At 72.2% G+C, this 19,708-nt stretch carries 19 protein-coding genes; 12 read left to right on the top strand and 7 right to left on the bottom strand.

Annotated elements, in window-relative coordinates:
- Positions 1–43 precede the first annotated feature (43 nt).
- Positions 44–1,006, bottom strand: coding sequence for a GlxA family transcriptional regulator (locus tag U5C87_RS06135; RefSeq protein ID WP_330475736.1), 963 nt, complete (start codon positions 1,004–1,006; stop codon positions 44–46).
- A gap of 91 nt (positions 1,007–1,097) precedes the next feature.
- Between U5C87_RS06135 and U5C87_RS06130 the strand changes: the two genes are divergently transcribed.
- Positions 1,098–1,277, top strand: coding sequence for a hypothetical protein (locus tag U5C87_RS06130; protein WP_330475735.1), 180 nt, complete (start codon positions 1,098–1,100; stop codon positions 1,275–1,277).
- 71 nt (positions 1,278–1,348) lie between these two features.
- Positions 1,349–1,741 (top strand): VOC family protein, encoded by a 393-nt coding sequence (locus U5C87_RS06125; RefSeq protein ID WP_330475734.1) that lies wholly within the window; start codon positions 1,349–1,351, stop codon positions 1,739–1,741.
- Positions 1,742–1,751: 10 nt separating this feature from the next.
- Here the strand turns inward: U5C87_RS06125 and U5C87_RS06120 are convergent, their stop codons facing one another.
- The gene (locus tag U5C87_RS06120; protein WP_330475733.1) at positions 1,752–2,333 is read right to left on the bottom strand and encodes an HNH endonuclease signature motif containing protein; all 582 of its coding nucleotides are present in this window, start codon (positions 2,331–2,333) and stop codon (positions 1,752–1,754) included.
- A complete protein-coding gene (locus U5C87_RS06115) occupies positions 2,273–3,343 on the bottom strand; it encodes a hypothetical protein (RefSeq protein ID WP_330475732.1) in 1,071 nt (356 codons plus the stop codon). Before U5C87_RS06115 ends, U5C87_RS06120 begins: the two co-directional genes overlap by 61 nt.
- Before the next feature lie 85 nt (positions 3,344–3,428).
- Here U5C87_RS06115 and U5C87_RS06110 point away from each other — a divergent pair, with 85 nt between their 5' ends.
- Positions 3,429–4,388, top strand: coding sequence for an IS1595 family transposase (locus U5C87_RS06110; protein ID WP_330475731.1), 960 nt, complete (start codon positions 3,429–3,431; stop codon positions 4,386–4,388).
- 90 nt (positions 4,389–4,478) lie between these two features.
- On the opposite strand, the gene U5C87_RS06105 is transcribed toward U5C87_RS06110, so the two are convergent.
- Positions 4,479–5,417, bottom strand: coding sequence for a DMT family transporter (locus tag U5C87_RS06105; protein ID WP_330475730.1), 939 nt, complete (start codon positions 5,415–5,417; stop codon positions 4,479–4,481).
- Between the two features lie 256 nt (positions 5,418–5,673).
- Here U5C87_RS06105 and U5C87_RS06100 point away from each other — a divergent pair, with 256 nt between their 5' ends.
- A complete protein-coding gene (locus U5C87_RS06100; protein WP_330475729.1) occupies positions 5,674–6,171 on the top strand; it encodes a cysteine dioxygenase in 498 nt (165 codons plus the stop codon).
- Positions 6,168–6,593, top strand: coding sequence for a rhodanese-like domain-containing protein (locus U5C87_RS06095; protein WP_330475728.1), 426 nt, complete (start codon positions 6,168–6,170; stop codon positions 6,591–6,593). Before U5C87_RS06100 ends, U5C87_RS06095 begins: the two co-directional genes overlap by 4 nt.
- Here the strand turns inward: U5C87_RS06095 and U5C87_RS06090 are convergent.
- A complete protein-coding gene (locus U5C87_RS06090; protein WP_330475727.1) occupies positions 6,511–7,437 on the bottom strand; it encodes a LysR family transcriptional regulator ArgP in 927 nt (308 codons plus the stop codon). The two genes, U5C87_RS06095 and U5C87_RS06090, sit on opposite strands and share 83 nt — an antisense overlap.
- A gap of 69 nt (positions 7,438–7,506) precedes the next feature.
- On the opposite strand from U5C87_RS06090, the gene U5C87_RS06085 reads away from it, so the two are divergent.
- From U5C87_RS06085 to mgtA, 4 genes are all read left to right on the top strand, one after another.
- Positions 7,507–8,103, top strand: coding sequence for a LysE/ArgO family amino acid transporter (locus U5C87_RS06085; RefSeq protein WP_330475726.1), 597 nt, complete (start codon positions 7,507–7,509; stop codon positions 8,101–8,103).
- A gap of 210 nt (positions 8,104–8,313) precedes the next feature.
- Positions 8,314–8,472 carry a hypothetical protein gene (locus tag U5C87_RS06080; protein WP_156035468.1) on the top strand — a complete coding sequence of 53 codons (159 nt, stop codon included), beginning with the start codon at positions 8,314–8,316 and terminating at the stop codon, positions 8,470–8,472.
- On the top strand, positions 8,469–11,543 hold the full coding sequence (locus tag U5C87_RS06075) for a helix-turn-helix transcriptional regulator (RefSeq protein ID WP_330475725.1): 3,075 nt from the start codon (positions 8,469–8,471) through the stop codon (positions 11,541–11,543). Before U5C87_RS06080 ends, U5C87_RS06075 begins: the two co-directional genes overlap by 4 nt.
- A gap of 88 nt (positions 11,544–11,631) precedes the next feature.
- Entirely contained in the window at positions 11,632–14,352 is a 2,721-nt protein-coding gene (gene mgtA, locus U5C87_RS06070) for a magnesium-translocating P-type ATPase (protein ID WP_330475724.1), read from the top strand.
- Here mgtA and U5C87_RS06065 read toward each other — a convergent pair.
- Positions 14,279–15,499 (bottom strand): hypothetical protein, encoded by a 1,221-nt coding sequence (locus tag U5C87_RS06065; protein WP_330475723.1) that lies wholly within the window; start codon positions 15,497–15,499, stop codon positions 14,279–14,281. The two genes, mgtA and U5C87_RS06065, sit on opposite strands and share 74 nt — an antisense overlap.
- 57 nt (positions 15,500–15,556) lie before the next feature.
- Between U5C87_RS06065 and U5C87_RS06060 the strand changes: the two genes are divergently transcribed.
- The gene (locus tag U5C87_RS06060; RefSeq protein ID WP_330475722.1) at positions 15,557–16,552 is read left to right on the top strand and encodes an ArsR/SmtB family transcription factor; all 996 of its coding nucleotides are present in this window, start codon (positions 15,557–15,559) and stop codon (positions 16,550–16,552) included.
- 57 nt (positions 16,553–16,609) lie between these two features.
- On the top strand, positions 16,610–17,608 hold the full coding sequence (locus U5C87_RS06055) for a peptidoglycan-binding protein (protein ID WP_330475721.1): 999 nt from the start codon (positions 16,610–16,612) through the stop codon (positions 17,606–17,608).
- Here U5C87_RS06055 and U5C87_RS06050 read toward each other — a convergent pair.
- A complete protein-coding gene (locus U5C87_RS06050; protein ID WP_330475720.1) occupies positions 17,598–18,701 on the bottom strand; it encodes a hypothetical protein in 1,104 nt (367 codons plus the stop codon). The genes U5C87_RS06055 and U5C87_RS06050 overlap by 11 nt on opposite strands.
- Positions 18,702–19,197: 496 nt before the next feature.
- On the opposite strand from U5C87_RS06050, the gene U5C87_RS06045 reads away from it, so the two are divergent.
- Positions 19,198–19,518 carry a DUF2853 family protein gene (locus U5C87_RS06045; RefSeq protein WP_330475719.1) on the top strand — a complete coding sequence of 107 codons (321 nt, stop codon included), beginning with the start codon at positions 19,198–19,200 and terminating at the stop codon, positions 19,516–19,518.
- Positions 19,519–19,708 lie beyond the last annotated feature (190 nt).

Here is a 19,708-nt window from a genome sequence, read left to right as displayed (position 1 = left end):
CTGGTCCGATAGAGGCCCAGAATCCGCTCGCGAGCGCGTGGTCCTATGCCGTAACGGGCTGCCGGGCGAAGGCGCGACGGTAGGCGACGGGCGGGATGCCGATCTGGCGCTGGAAGTGGTGGCGCAGGACGGCGGCCGTCGCGAAGCCGCTCTCACGGGCGATGCGCTCGATGTCGAGGTCGGTGGACTCGAGCAGGTGGCGGGCCCGGAGCACGCGCTGGCTCGTCAGCCACTTGTGCGGCGTGGTACCGACCTCGGCCGTGAACCGGCGGGCGAAGGTGCGCTCGGACATCGCGGCCCGGCGCGCCAGGGACGGGATCGAGTGCTCCTCGTCGAGGCGCTCGGCCACCCACTCCATGACGTCCTGCAGCCCCTCGCACGGCTCGGTCGGCACCGGCGTCTCGACGAACTGTCGCTGCCCGCCGGACCGGTGCGGCGGCACGACCATGCGGCGGGCGATGCGGGTCGCGACCTCCGAGCCGAGCTCGGTGCGCACGAGGTGCAGGCACGCGTCGATGCCGGCAGCCGTGCCCGCGCTCGTCAGGACCGGGCCGTCCTCGACGTAGAGGACGTCGAGGTCCACACAGGCGCGCGGGTGCTTCTCGGCCAGTCGGGCGGCATGCCTCCAGTGGGTGGTGCACTCACGTCCGTCGAGCAGGCCTGCCGCGGCGAGCTGGAAGGCGCCGGAGCAGACCGAGAGGACGCGACCCCCGCGCGCCGCGGTGTCGCGCAGGAGGTCGAGGACCTCGGGGTCGTAGGGGCCGTCGACGGCGCCACCGGGGATGGCGACGAGGTCGGCTCCGCGGGCGGCCTCCAGCGGGTGGGGCGCGATGACACTCAGGCCCGTCGTCGTGCGGAGCGGCTCCCCCGGGCGGGCCGAGCAGACGCGGAAGTCGAAGGCGGGGACGCCGTCGTCGGTGCGGTCGATGCCGAAGACCTCGCAGAGCACCCCGAGCTCGAACGTCGCGACGGGTTCCTGGGCGATGACGGCGATGGTGCGCAGCATCCGGTCAGCATGACACTCATGGCAGGATCTTGTCGATCATCGACAGTTCTGCCACTCGTGGCGGGATCCTGATGAGCGCAGACTTTCTGCCATGGACATCATCTTCTTCATCGCCATGATCGTTGCTCTCGTCGCGGCCGCCGGGCCGCACCACCGCCGGACGTTCTCACTGCCGCGCGCCCCCTTCGGCGCCGACGCCGAGCTCGATCGCGACATCGACCGCGTGCTGCACGACGCGCCCCTAGCGCACGACACCCGCGTCGCCCACTGAACCCCGGGAACCAGACCTCGGACCGGACCTCCCCGGCGTGGACGTCAGAGCCGGATGCAAGGGTTGAGCGCATGACGACCTCACCCGCACCCGCCGTCGGCCGCCTCGCCTCCGTGTCCCTCGACTGCCCGGACCCGTCCGCGCTCGCCGACTTCTACGGCGCACTGCTCGGCCTGCCGCGCGCCTACGAGAGCCCGAACGGGGGCGTCGTGTCACTGTCCGACGGCGGCATGGCCGTCACGATGATGCGCGCGGCCAACCACGTGCGACCGACCTGGCCGGAGCCGGGTCAGCAGCAGCAGCTCCACCTCGACATCCTCGTCACCGACCTCGACGACGCGGTCGAGCGGTCGATCGCCCTGGGAGCGAGCGAAGCAGCACACCAGCCGGCCCCGACGGCGTGGCGAGTGCTGCTCGACCCCGTCGGTCACCCCTTCTGCCTGACGACCGTCACCGGCGACTGACTGACCTCGCTCAGAACGGGGGCGGGTCATCCAGCGCCGCTGGGTCCGGCACGTCGTGCGGCCGATCCTCGCCGGAGGCGTCCGGTGAGGCGCCCCGCCCCGGTGGCCCCGAGCCCCGGTCGCGCAGCGGCTCACGCCAGTCCTTCGGGTAGGTGATGTACTCCCGGCCGGCCAGCGAGGTCCACGAGATCCCCTCGTCGGCCGCTTGGCGAACGCGCCAGACCCTCGCGGTCTTGCCGTTGTGGCAGCCGCGACTCAGCGAGTCGAGGTTGGAGACGTGGGTGCGGCCGGCCGGCCACGGTTGCAGATGGTCGACGTCGCACCGGTCGGCCGGGACCTCACACCCCGGGCCGCGACAGACTCCATCGACCGCCTTGACGTGCTCGACCATCTCGGGCGTCGGGGTGTAGCGGTCGGTCGAGAGCTCGAGGGCACGGCCGGTGTCGACATCGGCCGCGAGACGCTGCCACACCGAGCCGGGGGCGGTGATGATCCGGCGGGCGTGCGCTGCCGTGACCCAGCCGTGGCCGGTCAGCTCGCACGGGGCGTCGGACAGGCCGACAGCCACCTCGAAGGGGACGACGATGCGCACCGCCGCGGGCGGGGCGTCCGACAGGCCGGACCAGCCCACGCCGCCCATGGACGATTCGCTCCCGGACGGGGCACTGCCGGACGGGCACTGCCGGACGGGCCACTGCCGGACGGGCCACTCCCGAACGGGCCCTTGTCGAACGAGCCGCCCTCGGAGGCCTGTCCCTCGGGGCCCAGGACGACGCCGAAGAGGACGAGGTCGCAGAGGAGGTCGCTGCGCAGCTGGTCGAGGGTGCGGGCGTCGCCGGCCGCACGGGCAGCCCGTGCCATCGCGTCCACCCGGTCGAGCACGCCGACGACCCTCTCGGCCGGCGCCACGACGGTGAACGTGCCCATGCCGTCCTCGACCAGACGGCCGAAGACGGTGCGCCTGGCCTTGGCAGCCTGTCGACGCTCCTCGTGCCCGCGCGGGTCCGCCGCTCGCACGCACCGCCGCAGCCGCTCACCGAAGAGACGGTGCGAGGGGATCGACCCGTCGCGGGCCGGCGCGAGGACGGTCGCCTCGAGATCGGGGAGGGCGCCGTCGGCGAGCATCCTCGTCTCCACGACGATGCGCAGCGCCCGCTGGAGGCTGACCGAGCCGGCACGCAGCCGCTCGCGCAGCACTCGGTGCCGCCGGGGCGCCGTCGCCAGCTCGAGCCGGCGCGCGACCTCCGACGCGCCCACCCCGGTCGCACACGCGATCTCCTGCGTCACGACCTGGTCGGCCGTGATGGGCACCGGCGAGCTCGTGACCAGTTGGGCGAGGTGCTGCTCCTCGACGGAGTGCAGCGCGGCGTAGGCATCGACGATCCGGCCCTCGAGGCGGGCCTTGTGGACCTCGAGGCGCTCGATCTGCGACAGCACCGCCTCGGCCTCGTCGAGCAGCGAGCGCGGTGGACGCGGCTCTGGCCGCACCCTCGGAACGTGTCCCGACGCCGACTTCGCGTGCTTCAGCAGCCAGACGACACGCGGGTTGAGTCCGCCGTCGGTCGCGTCGGGAGCCGAGCGCCCGGAGTCGAGGAATGGCACGAACTCACTCCTCCCACCCGGGTCGCCGACTCCTCAATTAGAACACATGTTCTGCATATCTGCTTGGGTGAAGTAGCATCTGTGGATGACCACGAATCCGGTTCGGGGAGTGGACTACCCGGCGACGTACCAGCAGCTGCTGGAGTGGTTCCCGGACAACCAGTCGTGCCTGGACTACCTCGCGGGCCTGCGGTGGCCGGACGGGTTCATCTGCCCCAAGTGTGGGGCGCGGGAGTTCTGGCGCACCGGGGCCGGGTTGTGGATGTGCCGCTCGTGCGGGCGGCGCACGTCGGTGACTGCCGGCACGATCTTCGACCGGACCCGGACGCCGCTGTCGACCTGGTTCGCCGCGATCTGGTTCCTGACCTCGCAGAAGAACGGCATGTCAGCCCTCGGGCTGCAACGCGTCCTCGGGTTCGGCTCCTACGAGACCGCGTGGGCCTGGATGCACAAGCTGCGCCGGGCCATGGTCCGCCCCGAACGCGACAAGCTGTCCGGGATCGTCGAGCTCGACGAGACGATGATCGGCGGTGTCACCGCGAACAGTCATGGCGGCTACGGCGACAAGGTCGCCGTCATGATCGCCATAGAGCACAACGAAACCCGCCGCCTGGGCCGGGTCCGGCTCGCTGTCGCCGACCACCCCGGCACGTCCCAGCTCGTCGACTTCGCCACCACCGTCATCGAGCCCGGCTCAACGGTCCGCACCGACGGAGCCCGCACCCTGCGCCGGCTCGCCGACCTCGGCTACACCCACGAGTTCACCCTCGGCTACTCCGCCCCCGACAAGGCCAGCGTCCTGCCTGGCGTGCACCTGGTCGCCTCACTGCTCAAGCGCTGGCTCATCGGCACCCTGCACTTCCGCGTCGAGGAGCAGCACCTGCCCTACTACCTCGACGAGTACACCTTCCGCTTCAACCGGCGGAACGCGAAGTCCCGCGGCCTGCTCTTCTACCGGCTGCTCGAGCAGGCCGTCGACACCGACCCCCACCGACTCAAGGACCTCCTCAAGCCCACAGAAACCGGCATACCGAACTTCACCTAAGCAGATATGCAGAACACATGTTCGAACGGAGCGGAAGGCTTGCCCACACCCCGTTGGCAGCCGATTCGCTTGGACCGCAGCGGGATCCGCTCAGCCGTCGACCGCAGGCCGCTGCCTGTTCGGGGACTTGCGCCTCGTCAGCAGCACGCCGGCGATGCACAGGGCGCCGCCGACGAAGGTGAGCGGCGGCGGCACCTCGGAGAGCAGCGCCCAGGCGATGAGAGTCGCGATGAACGGGACGAGGAACGTCGTCAGCGTCAGCTTGCCGGCATCGCTCCGCGCCAGCACGTAGGCCCACGTCGAGAAGGCGATGGCCGTCGGGAAGATGCCGAGGTAGGCGATCCACCACAAGGTGCTCGCGTCGCTGTCGCGCACGACGGTCACGAGCTCACCGCTCCACGGCAGGCAGACGACCGCGCCGATGATGCACGCGATCCACGTGACCTCGGGCCCGGGCAACCGCCCGAGGAGCCGCTTCTGCGCCAGGACGCCCACGGCATACGTGATCGCGGCGAGGACGGCGAGCCACACGCCCACCATGTCGCCCGAGTCCCCGGACGAGAAGCCGCGGGCGATGACGACGACTCCGGCGAAGCCGACGGCCATGCCGATGAGGAGCCAGCGGCTCATCTTCTCGCCGAGGAAGACGGTGGCGAGCAGGGCCACGATGATCGGGCCGATCTGCACGATGAGCGCCGACGTGCCGGCGTCGATGCGGCGCTCGGCCTCGTTGAGGGCGAGGTTGTAGACGCCGAACCAGCCCACGCCGCAGAGCAGCAGCAGCGGCCAGTCCCGCCGGGCGGGCCACGTGCGCGGCCGGCGGAGGACCAGGACTCCCAGCGCGACCGAGGCCACGAGGAGGCGACCGAGCGACAGCGCACCGGGCGGCACGTCGTGCCCGAGGTGGCGGATCGCGACGAAGGCCGACGCCCAGAGCAGCAGCGTGACGGCCACCGCCCCGAGCACGAGCCACCGGGTGCGGCGGGCGGTCGTCGGGGCGTCACTGGCAGTACGGCTGTCCACGGTCACCCCCAAACCCTAGGCGTGGGGCCGACACCGCGCCGCGCCCTTTTCGGCCAGAACCCCGCGACTTCCCGCCACCGCGGACCCTCCGTTGTCGACCACGACCCACATAAGTTAACGTTTGTCTTATGGCAATGCATGGTTATGTCTTGGTCGGGCTCCGGTGTCGACTGCTCGGGACGATGCGCGCGCACTGAGCGCCCCGCTCCCGAGCGGCCCTGACACCCCAGACCAGATCAAGCCCGACCTGAAAGGCACGACCATGTCCCGCGGCGCCCAGCGCACCTCCGTCGACCTCGCCGACACCGCCCGACGACTCTCCCGCCAGCGCACGCTCTGGCAGGGCCTCGTCGACTTCGACCCCATCACCCGCTACTACGCGCGACTGCTCGCCGACCGCGACCACGAGGCGTGGCTGCTCACCTGGCTGCCGGGCCAGGGCACGCCGTGGCACGACCACGGTGGCAGCGCCGGCTCGTTCGTCGTGCTCCAGGGGGTGCTCACCGAGGAGGTCGCCGGCTACCGCACGGCCGTCGACCTCGACGACGTCCGGCGGGTCACGGGGCCCGGCGTGCTGCTCAGCCCGGGCGACCAGCGGACCTTCGGCACCCGTCACCTGCACCGGGTGACCAACGCCGGCTCCGACCCGGCCGTGAGCCTGCACGTCTATGCGCCCAAGCTGACGGCCATGACGAACTACCGCGCCGTCGACGGCGTGCTCGAGGTCGAGGAGCAGGCCGAGGTCGGGGTCGACTGGTGACGCCGCCTGCTGATCGTCCCCGCACGATCGACGAGGTGCTGGCCGAAGCGCGCAGCCGTCTGCACCGTCTCACCCCTGAGGAGGCCGAGCAGGCCCGTGGCAGAGGCGCCTTCGTCGTCGACATCCGCCCGGCCGCGCAGCGCGACGCCGAGGGCGAGCTGCCCTTCGCGACGGTGATCGAGCGCAACGTCCTCGAGTGGCGCCTCGACCCCTCGAGCGACGCCGCGCTGCCGAACGCCAGCCACGACCTCGAGGTCGTCGTCCTCTGCCAGGAGGGCTACACGTCGAGTCTCGCGGCAGCAGCCTTGCAGGAGCTGGGGATCCACCGTGCGACCGACGTCATCGGGGGGTATGCCGCGTGGCGCGCCCTGCTGGACGACGCACCGTCGAGCGCGGGGCCGCCGACGACGCCGCCGTCCTGACAGTCTCGCTCAGCCGGTCCAGGTGCGCGGACGGCAGCCGCCAGCGCTGCCAGTAGAGCTGGACGTCGACGTGGTCCCGGGAGCCGAGGCGCACGACGTCGCCCGACTCGAGGAGCGGGGCGAGCTGTGTGGTGAGCAGGGCACCCCAGCCTAGGCCGGCACGGACGGCGGCCACGAAGCCCGCGCCGTCGGGCACCTCGTGCGTCGGGGGCGCACTGGTCACCGCGTGCCGGTCGAGGATGCGCTGCTGGATGTCGTCCTTGTCGTTGAACCGGACCAGCGGCGCTGTGGCCCAGTCGAACCCGCGGCCGACACGGTGACGGTCGAGCAGCGCCGGCGTCGCGGCCGGCAGGTAGCGCATCGTCACGAGCGGCTCGGTCGAGCAGCCCTGGACCGGGGTGGGGTCCGAGGTGACCGCACCGAGCACCTCACCCGAACGCAGCAGCCGGGCCGAGTGGTCCTGGTCCTCGACACGGACGCGCAGCACCACGTCGTCCCAGCCGGCCGCGTCGGTCAGCACGCCGGCGAACCACGTCGACATCGAGTCGGCGTTGACGACGATCGGCAGGTCAACCCGGTCCCCCTCGCCGGTGGCGAGGCCTGCGAGCGCCTCGGACTCGAGCAGGCTCTGCTGCCGGGCCAGCCGGACGAGCGCCTCGCCGGCCGGAGTCGCGCGGCAGGGCGCGGTGCGCACGACGACGACCTGACCCACCTCCGCCTCGAGCGCCTTGACGCGCTGGCTCACGGCTGACGGCGTCACGTGGAGCCGCCGGGCGGCCGCGTCGAAGGTGCCGGCATCGACGATGGCGAGCAGGGTGGCGAGGTGCTCGGGCTGCAACCGCATGAAGCCATGCTAATGATGCTGTAGGAACCTTCGCTTCACTGAAGCCGCGTCCGCCCGTACCGTCGACGGGTGACCTCCCTGCTGCCCGGCTTCCTCACCATGGCCTCACTCATCGTGGCCATCGGGGCCCAGAACGCCTACGTGCTGCGGACCGGGCTGGCGCGTCACCACGTCGGGCTCGTCGTCGCCGTCTGTGCCGTCAGCGACGCGGTGCTCGTCATGGCCGGGGTGCTCGGCGTCGGTGGTCTGGTCACGGCGCACCCGGGACTGCTCACGGTCGTCCGGTGGGTCGGCGCGGCATACCTCATCGGCTACGGCGTGCTCTGCCTGCGAAACGCCCGCCACCCCAAGGCACTCCAGGCGGAGGGCGCCCAGGCGTCCCGGAGCGGCGTGCTCGCCACCGTCGTCGCGCTGACGTGGCTCAACCCGCACGTCTACCTCGACACGGTGCTGCTCGTCGGGTCGCTCGCCAACCAGCACGGCCCCGACGGACGCTGGTGGTTCGCAGCCGGGGCCGCTGCCGCGAGCCTCGCCTGGTTCGCCTCCCTCGGCTACGGTGCGCGGCTGCTGGCGCCGCTCTTCGCCCGCCCCGCCACGTGGCGCGTCCTCGACGTCGCCATCGCGGTGGTCATGTTCACCATCGCCGCCACCCTCGTCCTCGGCTAGGACCGACTTGAGCCGTTGGCCTGCGGAGCCCCGCCGGTCCTTCCACCCGCCTGAGGCGGCGGCGAGCGCCTACCTCAGACGCGCCACACGGCATACGCCATCGGATCTGAGGTAGGTGGTGCGCGCGGATAGGGAGGTCGTCCGATGTGGGGACCCACCTCAGCGGCCGAGTCTGGAGGAGTCCAGAAAGGCACGAGCAGAGGAAAGACCATGATCGAGCACTACAGCGACCTCCGGGCAGTCCAGGCCGAGATCGAGTCCCGCTACCCCCAGCGCCGTCGCACCCGTCGCGACTCGTCGCTGGAGGTCATCCGCCGCACGATGGCACGCAACACCCGGGAGGAGAACGGCCAGGGTCGCCGGAGGTGACCACGGCGACGGAGGCCGTGTCCCCGCCAGCCGCACCGATGTGGGTGGAGTACGCGATGATGCCGCGTATGCCGTTGCGCACCGGCCCCATCATCGGGCGGGACACCGACCTGTCCCGACTCGCCGACGCCATCGGACTGCGCCCCACCGGGGGCGCCCAGCCCGGTGGCGTCGTCGTGCTGTCGGGCGACGCGGGCATCGGCAAGTCGCGCATCGTCGGCCAGCTCGTCACCGACGCCACGGACGCCGGGTGGTTCACCGCGATCGGCCACTGCGTCGGGCAGGCCGGCAGCAGCCTCGCCTACCTCCCCTTCGTCGAGCTCGTCGGCACCATCGACGCCGGGCATCCCGACGTCGTCGAGCGGGTGCTCGACACCCACCCCAGCCTCGGGCACCTGCTGCCGGCACGCGCCGACGCGCACGACCCCGAGCGGGCCGGACGCGCCACCGACCCCGGGCAGGTCGCCGAGGCCGTGCACGCGCTCCTGTCGGCGCTCGGTGACGAGCAGCCCTCCCTCGTCGTCGTCGAGGACGTGCACTGGGCCGACCACTCGTCGCGCGACCTCATCACCCTCCTGCTGACGCGCGGTTTCACCAGGGCCGTCGGGCTCGTCGTGACCTACCGCTCCGACGACCTCTTCCGCCGCCACCCCCTCCACGACACCCTCGCCGTCTGGGCGCGCATCGCGGGGCTCGAGCACGTCGAGCTCGCCCCGCTCACCGACGACGCCGTCCGAGAGCTCGTCTCCGGCGTCGAGGGCGCCCCCACCGACGCCGCCACGAACGCCGAGATCGCGCGCCGTGCCGAGGGCAACCCGTTCTTCGCCGAGGAGCTCGTCGCCAGCGCCGCGGCGGGCCAGGCGCTGACGGGCGGCCTCAGCCGCGTCCTCCGCGCGCGTGTCGAGCAGCTCGACGACACCGCCCAGCGCGTGCTGCGCGCCATCGCCCTCAAGGGCGGCCAGTTCATCGGCCACGACCTGCTCTCGCGCGTGCTCGACCTGCCCGACGAGACCCTCGAGACGGCCCTCGCCGCCGCCGTCGAGCACCACGTCCTCGAGGCGCGCTGGCCCCCGGCCTACACCTTCCGCCACGCCCTGCTCGGCGAGACGGTCGCCGACAGCCTGCTCCCGGGCGAGCGCCTGCGCCTCCACCGGGCGTATGCCGCCGTGCTGGCCGAGCGCCCCGACCTCGCGCCCGCGTCCGAGCTCGCCCGCCACGCCGCCGCGGTGGGCGACCTGCCGACGGCGGTCCGGGCCAGCCGCACGGCAGCCGAGTCGGCGATGGCCGTCGGTGGCCCCCAGGAGGCCCTGCTCCACCTCGAGCGGGCCCTGGCGTGGCTCGGCGAGGACGACCCCGAGCGCGACGAGGTGACGCTCGGCGCCTCGCGCGCGGCGATGGTCGCGGGCGACTCCATCCGCGCGATCGACCTGCTGCGCGACCGGCTCGACCACCCCGGCACGTCCCAGCACCCGGGTGCGCGCGCCGACCTGCTCGCGACGCTCGTCATCCGCTCGCGCATCCTCGACCTGCCCGTCGACTCGATCGCCCTCACCGACGAGGCACTCTCGCTCATCGGTGAGGAGGCCGACGAGCGCCGCGTCCGGGTGCTCGTCGCCCGCGTGCAGGCCCTCGTCGACAACGGCTCGTTCGTCGAGGCGGCCGTCGTCGGCAACGAGGTGTCGCTGCTCGCCGAGCGGCTCGGCCTCGGGGTCGCGCTAGCCGAGGTGCGCACCATCCTCGCCCGGGTGCTCGAGGCGCAGGAGGACCTGGAGTCGGTCGAGGCGCACCTGCACGCCGTCGTCGCCGACATCCCGCCCGACGACCCGCTCCTGCTGCGGGCCCTGCACCAGCTCGCGTCGCTCGCCCACCGCCGGGGCGACCTGCCCGGGTCACTCGCGCTCTACGACCGCGGCGCCAACGTGGCCCGACACCTGCACCGCGAGTGGGCACCCTGGGGACAGGAGTGCCGCCTGCTCGGCGGCCTCACGGCATACGAGCTCGGTGACTGGGACGGCGCCGTGCGCCGACTCGACCTCGCAGGGCGACCCGCGCCCCAGCCGGGACGCACGATCTTCACGGCGGCCGCGCTGTCCGTGCGGGCCGGGCGCGGGGAGCCCGTGGACCCCGACCTCATCGCCGCGCTGCGCGAGTGGTGGCACGTCGACGGCCTCTGTGTCGTGCTCACGGTCATGCCGGGCGTCGACGTGCACGGGCAGGCCGGCGACCTCGCCGCCGTGCTCGACCTGGCCGAGGCCGCCGTGCGCGTCCTCGACGCCGCCTGGGGCGAGTACCACGCCGTCGCGCGGCTCGCCGCCGTCGTCGCAGGGCAGGCCGCAGCGCTCGTGCCCCACGCCGACCCTGATCTGCGTGCGCGCGCCGTGGCGCTCGTCGACGACCTCGCCGACCGGGCCCGCCGCATCGGCCAGCTGCGACCGGCACTGGAGAAGGCGAGCCGGCCCAAGTTCGAGCGCTCGGCCCCGCAGTCCCTCGAGGACACGAGCCGCGAGACGTGGGCGTGGATCGCCCGGCTCGAGGCCGAGGTGCTGCGCCTGCAGCGGGTCGCCGGGCTCGAGGACCCACCACCCGTCGAGGAGCTCGTCGATGCCTGGCGCGAGAGCGTCGCGGCCTTCGAGCGCTACGGGCACGTCTTCGAGACCGCCAGGTCGCGGGCCCGGCTGGCCGCTGCGCTGCGGGCCGCCGGAGACGTCGCCGCGTCACGAGAGATCGCCGACCAGGCCCGCGAGATCGCGGTCCGCCTCGAGGCCAAGCCGCTGCTCGCCGAGCTCGACGGCGTGCAGCCGGGCCCGGGCGCCGGCCGTGCGGGCACGGGTCGGGCGGGCGTGGGTCGGGCGGACGCCGGTGACGACGTGGGCGTGGCCGAGCTCACGCCGCGCGAGCTCGAGGTGCTGGCGCTGCTCGCCCAGGGCCTGACCAACGGCCAGATCGGCAAGCAGCTCTACATCAGCACCAAGACCGTGAGCGTCCACGTGTCCAACCTGCTCGCCAAGCTCGGCGCCTCCGGTCGCACCGAGGCGGCGGCCATCGCCCGCCGGCGCGGCCTCGTGAGCTGACGTGCGGCCGTGATGTCCTGGCGTGACCTCGCCCTCGGTGTGGCGCAGATCGTGAGCCACGCACCGGTCCGAGGAGCACCATGAAGGTGTGAGCTCCGGGGTGCTGGCACCGAGCAGCGCGGCGGCGTCCGTCCGGGCCGCCGCGGGCCGGCCCGCACCCGAGGTGCTGCGCTCCCTCGGGGTCGACCCAGCTGTCGGTCTCAGCACGGACGAGGCGGGTCGACGGCGGGTCACCTACGGCCCCAACGCGATCGCCACGCACCACGCGCGAGTCCTCACCGTGCTGTGGCACCAGCTCAACTCGCCGCTGCTCGGCCTGCTGCTCGTCGCGGCGACGGCGTCCTACTTCGTCGGGGAGGAGAGCGACGCCGTCATCATCGGGGTCATCGTCGTCGTCTCGGTCGGGCTCGGCTTCGTCAACGAGTACCGCGCCGAGCAGGCAGCCGCGTCGCTGCACTCCCAGGTCAGCCACGAGGCGGTCGTGCTGCGCGGCGGGGTCTTCGGCCGCGTCGACGTGACCTCGCTCGTGCCCGGCGACGTCGTGGAGCTGAGCCTCGGCGAGGTCGTGCCGGCCGACATCCGTCTCGTGTCCGTCGTGCGGCTCGAGTGCGACGAGTCGGTGCTGACCGGCGAGTCCCAGCCGGTCGAGAAGTCCACCGAGGTGGTCGACGGGACGGCCACGCTCGCCGACCTCACCGGGTGCGCGCTGATGGGGACCGTCGTGCACGCCGGGAGCGGGCGCGGCGTCGTCGTGGCCACGGGCTCGCGGACCGAGTTCGGCGCCATCGCCACCGGCCTCAGCACCCACCAGCTCGACACCGAGTTCCAGGTCGGGCTGCGCCGCTTCTCGATGCTGCTCGTCAGGGTCGCCGGCGCCCTGACGACCTCGATCTTCGTCATCAACGTGCTGCTCCACAAACCCTTCCTCGACGCCCTGCTGTTCTCGCTGGCCATCGCCGTCGGCATCACCCCGCAGCTGCTGCCGGCCGTCGTCTCGACGAGCCTGGCCGCGGGCTCGCGCCAGATGAGCAGGCGCAAGGTCCTCGTCAAGCGGCTCGTCTGCATCGAGGACCTCGGCGACATCGACCTGCTCTTCACCGACAAGACCGGCACCCTGACGGCCGGCCGCATCGACTACGCACGTGCCGTGCCCGCGGCCGGGCAGCGCTCGGACGACGTGCTGCGGTGGGGCCTGCTCTGCGCCGAGAGCGCTCCGGCAGGCGCCGGCGGCACGGTGGCCGTCGGGAGCAACCCCCTGGACGAGGCCCTGTGGGAGTCTCCCGCCACGGCCGCGGTCCGGGAGTCGCTGACCGCCCACGAGGTGCTCGGCGCGCTGCCCTTCGACCACGAGCGCCGGATGCTCTCCGTCGTCGTCCGCGACGGGGCCGGGGACCTGCACCTCGTCACGAAGGTTGCACCAGAGACAGTGCTCGAACGCTGCGTCGACGTCGCGCCCGAGACACGTGCCGCCCTCGACGCGGAGTTCGCGGCCGGCAACCGCGTCGTCGCCGTCGCGAGTCGCCCGGTCAGCTCACCCCGAGCCCCCGAGCCCGCCGACGAGCACGACCTGCGGCTACGGGGACTGCTCGTCTTCCTCGACCCACCCAAGCCGGACGCCGCGGCGGCGCTCGGCCGGCTCGCCGCCCTCGGCATCCGGGTCAAGGTGGTGACCGGCGACAACGCCGTCGTCGCGGCCAAGGTGTGCCGGGACCTGGGCCTGCCCGGCGACGCGGTCCTCACCGGGAGCGACCTCGACGCCCTCGACGACGAGCACCTCATCGACGCAGTCACCGCCACGACCGTCTTCGCCCGGGTCAGCCCGGAGCACAAGGCGCGCATCGTCCGGGCGCACCGGCACGGCGGCGGGGGCGTCGCGTTCCTCGGCGACGGGGTCAACGACGCCCTCGCGCTCCACGCCGCCGACGTGGGGATCTCGGTCGACTCGGGCACCGACGTCGCCAAGGACGCCGCCGACGTCATCCTGCTCGAGAAGAGCCTCGACGTGCTCGCCGACGGCGTCGTCGAGGGCCGGCGCATCTTCGCGAACACGCTGAAGTACGTCCTCATGGGCACGTCGAGCAACTTCGGCAACATGGCCTCGGCCGCCGGTGCCTCGCTCTTCCTGCCGTTCCTGCCGATGCTGCCCTCGCAGATCCTGCTGGGCAACCTGCTCTACGACACCGGCCAGCTCGCCATCCCGACGGACCACGTCGACCCGGAGCAGCTGCGACGGCCCTCGCACTGGGACATCGCCTTCATCCGGCACTTCATGCTGCTCTTCGGACCGCTCAGCTCGCTCTTCGACTTCCTCACCTTCGGCGTCATGCTCTGGGCCTTCCAGGCCGGCCCCGACCTCTTCCGGTCAGGCTGGTTCGTCGAGTCGCTCGCGACGCAGACGCTCGTCATCTTCGCGATCCGCACGCGTGCGGTCCCCTTCTTCCGCAGCCACCCGAGCCTCCCGCTGACCCTCGCGGCCCTCGGCGTCGTCCTCGTCGGGGCGGTGCTGCCGGCGACCCCGCTGGCGGCGACCCTGGGCTTCGCGCCCCTGCCCGGCGGCTTCTTCGCGGCGCTCGTCGTCATGGTCGTCGCCTACCTCGTGCTCGTCGAGCTCGGCAAGCGGTGGTTCTACCGGCCCGCCGCGCCACCGCGTGCGGGCGTGCCGACCGACCTGGGCAACCGGTTCGTCCGGCGCCGCGCCGCACGCTTCAGCGTCGCCGCCACCTCGACCCGACCGCTCACCCGACCGCTGAGGTCGAGGCACCCACGAGGACCCCGACCCCCGGGCGCGAACGACGCAGCCCGGGCGTGACGGCGAGAGACACGACGACGGACGCCACCGCCATGACCCCCATCGCGTGCGAGGCAGCGACAGGGCCGACCCCCAGGGCACTCGCCACCGTGCCACCCAGCAGGCCCCCCAGGGCCTGGCCCACCATGAGACCGGTGCCCTGCAGACCGAAGACCTGGCCTCGGGCCTGAGCGTCGGTGTGCGACACGAGCCGCTCCTGCAGGGGCAGGCTCGCCGAGTAGCCCACGGACGCCACGAAGGCGAGCGACGCGGCATACGGAAGCGACGGGACGAGGAAGAACGCGAGGTAGGGTACGGCGAGCAGCAGGCGCAACGGGCCGATGAGTCGGTCGCGCACCCCGACGTCGAGGAAGCGGCCGACGACGACGTCGCCGAGGAGCATGCCGGCTGCGGTCACGGCGAAGAGGTAGCCGGCGCGCTCCCCCGCGAACGGCACGAAGAGCGCCTCGCAGCCGACGATCAGGCCGTTGGGGACCCACATCGTCAGCAGGAGCGGACGGACCACGCGCGAGCCGAGCAGGGCGCGGTTCACCTCGCGCGTTCGGCGGACGAGGGAGGCTCCCGCGTGGCGCGGAGGGTGGTCCGAGAGGCCGAGGCGCAGCAGGAGCACCGCGACGAAGAGGGCTGCGCCCGCACCGAGGAAGAGCTGGGTCGTCGTGAAGGTGATGAGGAGCAGGCCGCCGATGCCGTAGCCGACGATCTGCATGCCTCCGACCGCGATGTTCATCGTGGCTCGGCCGAGGATGAAGCCGTCCGGCGGGAGGATGTCGGAGACGAGAGCCATCATGCTGCCGCCGAGCGCCGAGGTGATGAGCGGACCGACCGCGAGCAGCGCGAAACGCCAGCCCCATCCGAGCCCGGGAAGTGCCTGGAGCAGGTCGGTCACCATCGTCGTGCTGGCGACGAGGACGAGGGCGGTGCGCGGCCGCACGAGGTCGGACCCGGAGCCGAAGAGCGTCTGCCCGACGAGGCGCATGAGGGGCGCGCCGAACATCGCGAGCGCCGTCAGGACGGGCGACGCGGTGGCCGCGAAGGTGATGGTGCCCAGCGCGAGGGACGCGACGGCATACGACCCGACGTTGAGGCACTGGACGACGAAGAGGACCCGGAACTCACGGACGGCGAACAGCTGGCGGTAGGTCTTCACCCGGTCACCCTGACGGCCTGACGTCACCCACGCTAATGTTTCGGACGGAGGCGAAACATGGGGACGTGGCGGATTTCGGCCGACCTGCTGGCGCGGAGCCGCTTCGTCGTGTCCCCACGCATCGAGACCGTGGCCGCCCTCAACGACCTCGTGCGACCCAGCGACGCGGCCGGACGCGCCTTCGCCGCTGCACACCGGGAGTCCTTCGAGGCGATGCTCGCCGAGCACCCTCTACGGCGTGCCGTGCTCGAGCACAGCTGGCGCCCCGGCTGGATCTCCGACTGGCTCGCGCTGCCGCCCGACGGTCCGGGACGCACCTTCGCCGAGGAGATCGAGGACGTGCGGGCGTTGGGGGACAAGCAGGTTCGTGCCCACCTGAGGGAGAGCACACCCGAGCACGCCCTGCCGCACAGCCTGACCCGGTCGGGCGTCGCAGAGCACGCGGCTCAGCTCCTCGAGTGGGTGTGGACGCACGCGCTCGCCACCGACTGGGCCCGCCGCGAACGTATCCTGCGGGCCGACATCGTCTCTCGCACAGCGAGACTCGCCACCCACGGTTGGGCGGCGGTGCTGCGCGACCTCGGTCGCGACCGTGAGTGGCTCGGCGACGGGCAGCTGCGGATCAACCGCTACGACCTGCCCTCGCGCGTGCTCGACGACGACGCCGACCTCTACTTCGTGCCCGCCCATGGCACCGCGACGTGGGTCGGCTGGCACCTGCCGAGCCGCTACGCCATCTACTACCCCGTCACCGGGGCACTCGCCGAGGTCGACGGGCAGGCCGACGACGGCCTCGAGCGGCTCGTCGGGAACGCCAGGGCCACCCTGCTGCGCACGATCGACGGACCGTCGAGCACCAGCGCCCTCGTCGCCCGCACGGGTATGCCGCTGGGCTCGGTCGGCGACCACCTCAAGGTGCTCCTCGCGGCTGGCACGGTGCTGCGCCGGCGCTCGGGACGCGAGGTGCTCTACTGGCGGACCGCGCTCGGCGACGCCCTCGTGGCGTCGGGCCGGGGAGTTCTCCCCATGTACCGGGGCGGCACCCGGCCCTAGCGTCGGCGCTGCGGACGCGCCCGCGTCCACGCCATCGACACGCGATCAGGGGTCGTCATGTGTGAGCTCCACGAAACCACCAGTCCCGCCGTCGGCCGCCGCACGCTGATCCGCGGCGCGAGCGGCCTGCTCATCGGGGGCGGTCTCGTCGCCGCTACCGCCACCGCCGCCCAGGCCGCCACGTCGCAGAACGGCTGGTCCGCCGGCTCGTCGTCCGTCGTGCCGCTCAGCACCCTGTCCGTCGGTGCGGCAACGTTCCCGGCCGGCGTGCGCCGCGGCGACGTCCACATCGTCCTCGGCTACGTCGCCCGCCGCTTCGACCGGGAGGTCGAGGCCCTCGTCAAGGGATGGTGCTGGGGCCACAGCTACCGCGTCATCTCGGGCAGCACCTCGCTGTCGAACCACTCGAGCGGCACCGCCATCGACCTCAACGCGCCGCGCCACCCGCTCGGCAAGTCCGGCACGTTCAGCGCCACGCAGCGCTCGCACATCCGCTCGATCCTCAACTCCTGCAACGGAGTCGTGCGCTGGGGCGGCGACTACTCGGGGCGCAAGGACGAGATGCACTTCGAGATCAACGTGCGCCCGGGTGACGCCCGGCTCGCGGCCCTCGCCAAGCGCATCGGCGGCGGCGGTGGCACTCCGGCGCCGGCCCCGATCGCCTGGACCACGGTCAAGCGCGGCGCGAGCGGCTTCAGGGTCACGGCGATCCAGCACCTGCTGCGCCAGCGCGGCTACAGCCTCACGGTGGACGGGTCGTTCGGCCCGACGACGCAGAGCCGGGTCATCTCCTTCCAGCGCGCCAAGGGCCTGGCCGCGGACGGCATCGTCGGCGCCAAGACGTGGTCGGCCCTCGTCGTCAGCCTCAAGCGTGGCTCGAACGGCCAGGCGGTGGTCGCGGCCCAGAAGCTGCTGACCCACCGCGGCTACTCCCTCACCGCCGACGGGGTCTTCGGAGCCATGACGGCGACGAAGACGCAGGCCTTCCAGCAGTCCCGCGGCCTGACGGCCGACGGCATCGTGGGCACCCGGACCTGGGCCAAGCTCACCGCCTGACCGGGAGCCCCACGAGGCGACCCTCGAGTGCCAGGACTGCCACTCCGTCCAGGCGCACCCCGACCGAGTCGGGCAGAGGAGTGCCCACCGCCGTCGACACGGCACCGGCGACGAGCTGCTCGTCGACGGTGCCGTGTCGCTCGAAGACCGTCTGGTAGTGCGAACGGAAAGGCACGTCGCCCTCGAACGTGAGGTCCTTGTCGCGCCAGGTCCGGTCGGCCGGGGTGGCAGCGCGCACGGAACCGTCATCGAGTCGCACGGCAGTCGCGGCGCCTCCCGTGGCAGCCACGGCGAATCCCCGACCCACGCCGATGTCCGGCCTCTCCCACGTCGTCATGGACGGCTTGCCGACGTCGGCACTCCAGCGGGTCCGCCCGGTCCGCGGGTCGATCCGCTCGAGGGCATACGCCGCATCCTTCACCGGTGGCTTGGGCGTCTCGACCGTCGCCGTGCCAGCCGTCCAGCGACAGGCGACGAGCGGGTCCCCGGGCCGTCCGGTGAAGTCCCGGTCGCAGAACAGGTCGATCCCAGATCGCCTCCAGACCACCGTCCCCGACGACCGCCGGATCGCGACAGACAGAACGGATTTCCCAAGGGCGAGCTGGTCACCGAGCTCGACGTCGGGGCCGACGGACCCGATGAACGTGTCCGACGCGGGGTCATGCTCGAACGTCCACCCACCGCCCGTCGTGTAGTCGGTGCCGAAGAGGTCCGCCTCGGAACGCGACCACAGCAGATCGGCGCCGCGGACGACACCGATGCGATTGCCTCTTCCACCGAGGGGGATGTAGCGGACGAGCCCGTCAGGTCCGATGGACTCGAGATGGGTGGCCTTGATGTGAGTGACCTGCTCCAGGCGCTTCATCCCGGGACGGAACCGGAAGGTGGCCGCCAGCGAGTCGGACTCTGCGTCGGCACAGACGTACGTGTCGTCCTCGCATGACCGGGGGTAGGAGAGGAAGCGGAACTCGTCGGACCGGGCGACGACCCGCCCCGATCCGCGCGGATCGACGACGACGAGGCGTGCAAAGCCGGGCAGCGATCCCGGCTCGAGCCATGCGACATGCCGGCCAGCAAGCACCGTGAAGTCCACGGAGATGCCTGGGACGACAGCCGACGGCGTCGCAGGCCGGCTCCAGAGTGTCGTTCCACTCACAGGGTCCACTGCCGTCACCGACAGAGCAGCTTCGTTTCGCGTCATGACGACCGCGACCCCGTTCGCTGCCTTGACGCGCGAGACGGGGATGAGGTCTGCACGTCCCCAGACCGGCGTCACGCCACCTGGCCCGGGTGACCCGGGCGCCGACGATGTCGCGGGTGCGTTGGCATTCGTCGTCGTAGCAGGACTCCCCACCGGAGACGCGGTGGAGCAACCAGCCAGGAGCAGGGCGGCGACGAGGCCGGCGACGACCTTGGGGCGGAGAGGCATTGCGCCACGCTAGCCATGGCGCCGATGTGACGATTCCGTTCATCCACAGGCGCGCGTGCCTGTGGAGTCCCTGAACTTCGCGTCGCACCCCTTCTCATGGACGGCGTGCGGGTTTAGCGTCGCTCGTGTTCCAGCCAATCAACGAAGAGGGGCACGGCACATGGCAGAAGACTGGGCAGCAGACGTCAAGAAGTACTCCCCCGACGCCGACGACGCAGCGATCAAGGGCATCGTCCGGCACTGCGGCATCGCCTTGCAGAAGCGCGACTCGGCACTCGTGTCGTTCAGCGACAAGAGCGAGACCGACCGCGTGCGTGACGGATTCATGAAGAAGAAGCTCGGCCTCACCGACTCCGACGCCGAGCTCGACGCCTCGCTGGCCGAGGTCGGCCAGACGCTCAAGGGTGACCGCACGAAGAACCGCGTCACCGTCTACTACTTGCTCGCCGAGAAGCACGGCAAGCTCGACCTCTTCCGCTGACCCCGTCCCGTCGGGACGCGAGAGCACGTATGCCGCCGGGCCCAGCCCGGCGGCATACGTGCACGGGGCGGCCCGCCGGGCCGCGACCCTCGACAACGCCCGAGCGCCCCTTCCGAGGACGGCAGTCGTGTGCGCAGGATGGGGAATGGACACTCACACGCCCAGCCCCCATCCCCGACCACAGCCCCAC

The organism is Terrabacter sp. C0L_2, assembly GCF_036352015.1.
Taxonomy (GTDB): domain Bacteria; phylum Actinomycetota; class Actinomycetes; order Actinomycetales; family Dermatophilaceae; genus Terrabacter; species Terrabacter tumescens.
This window is presented reverse-complemented; position numbering and strand designations above follow the sequence as displayed.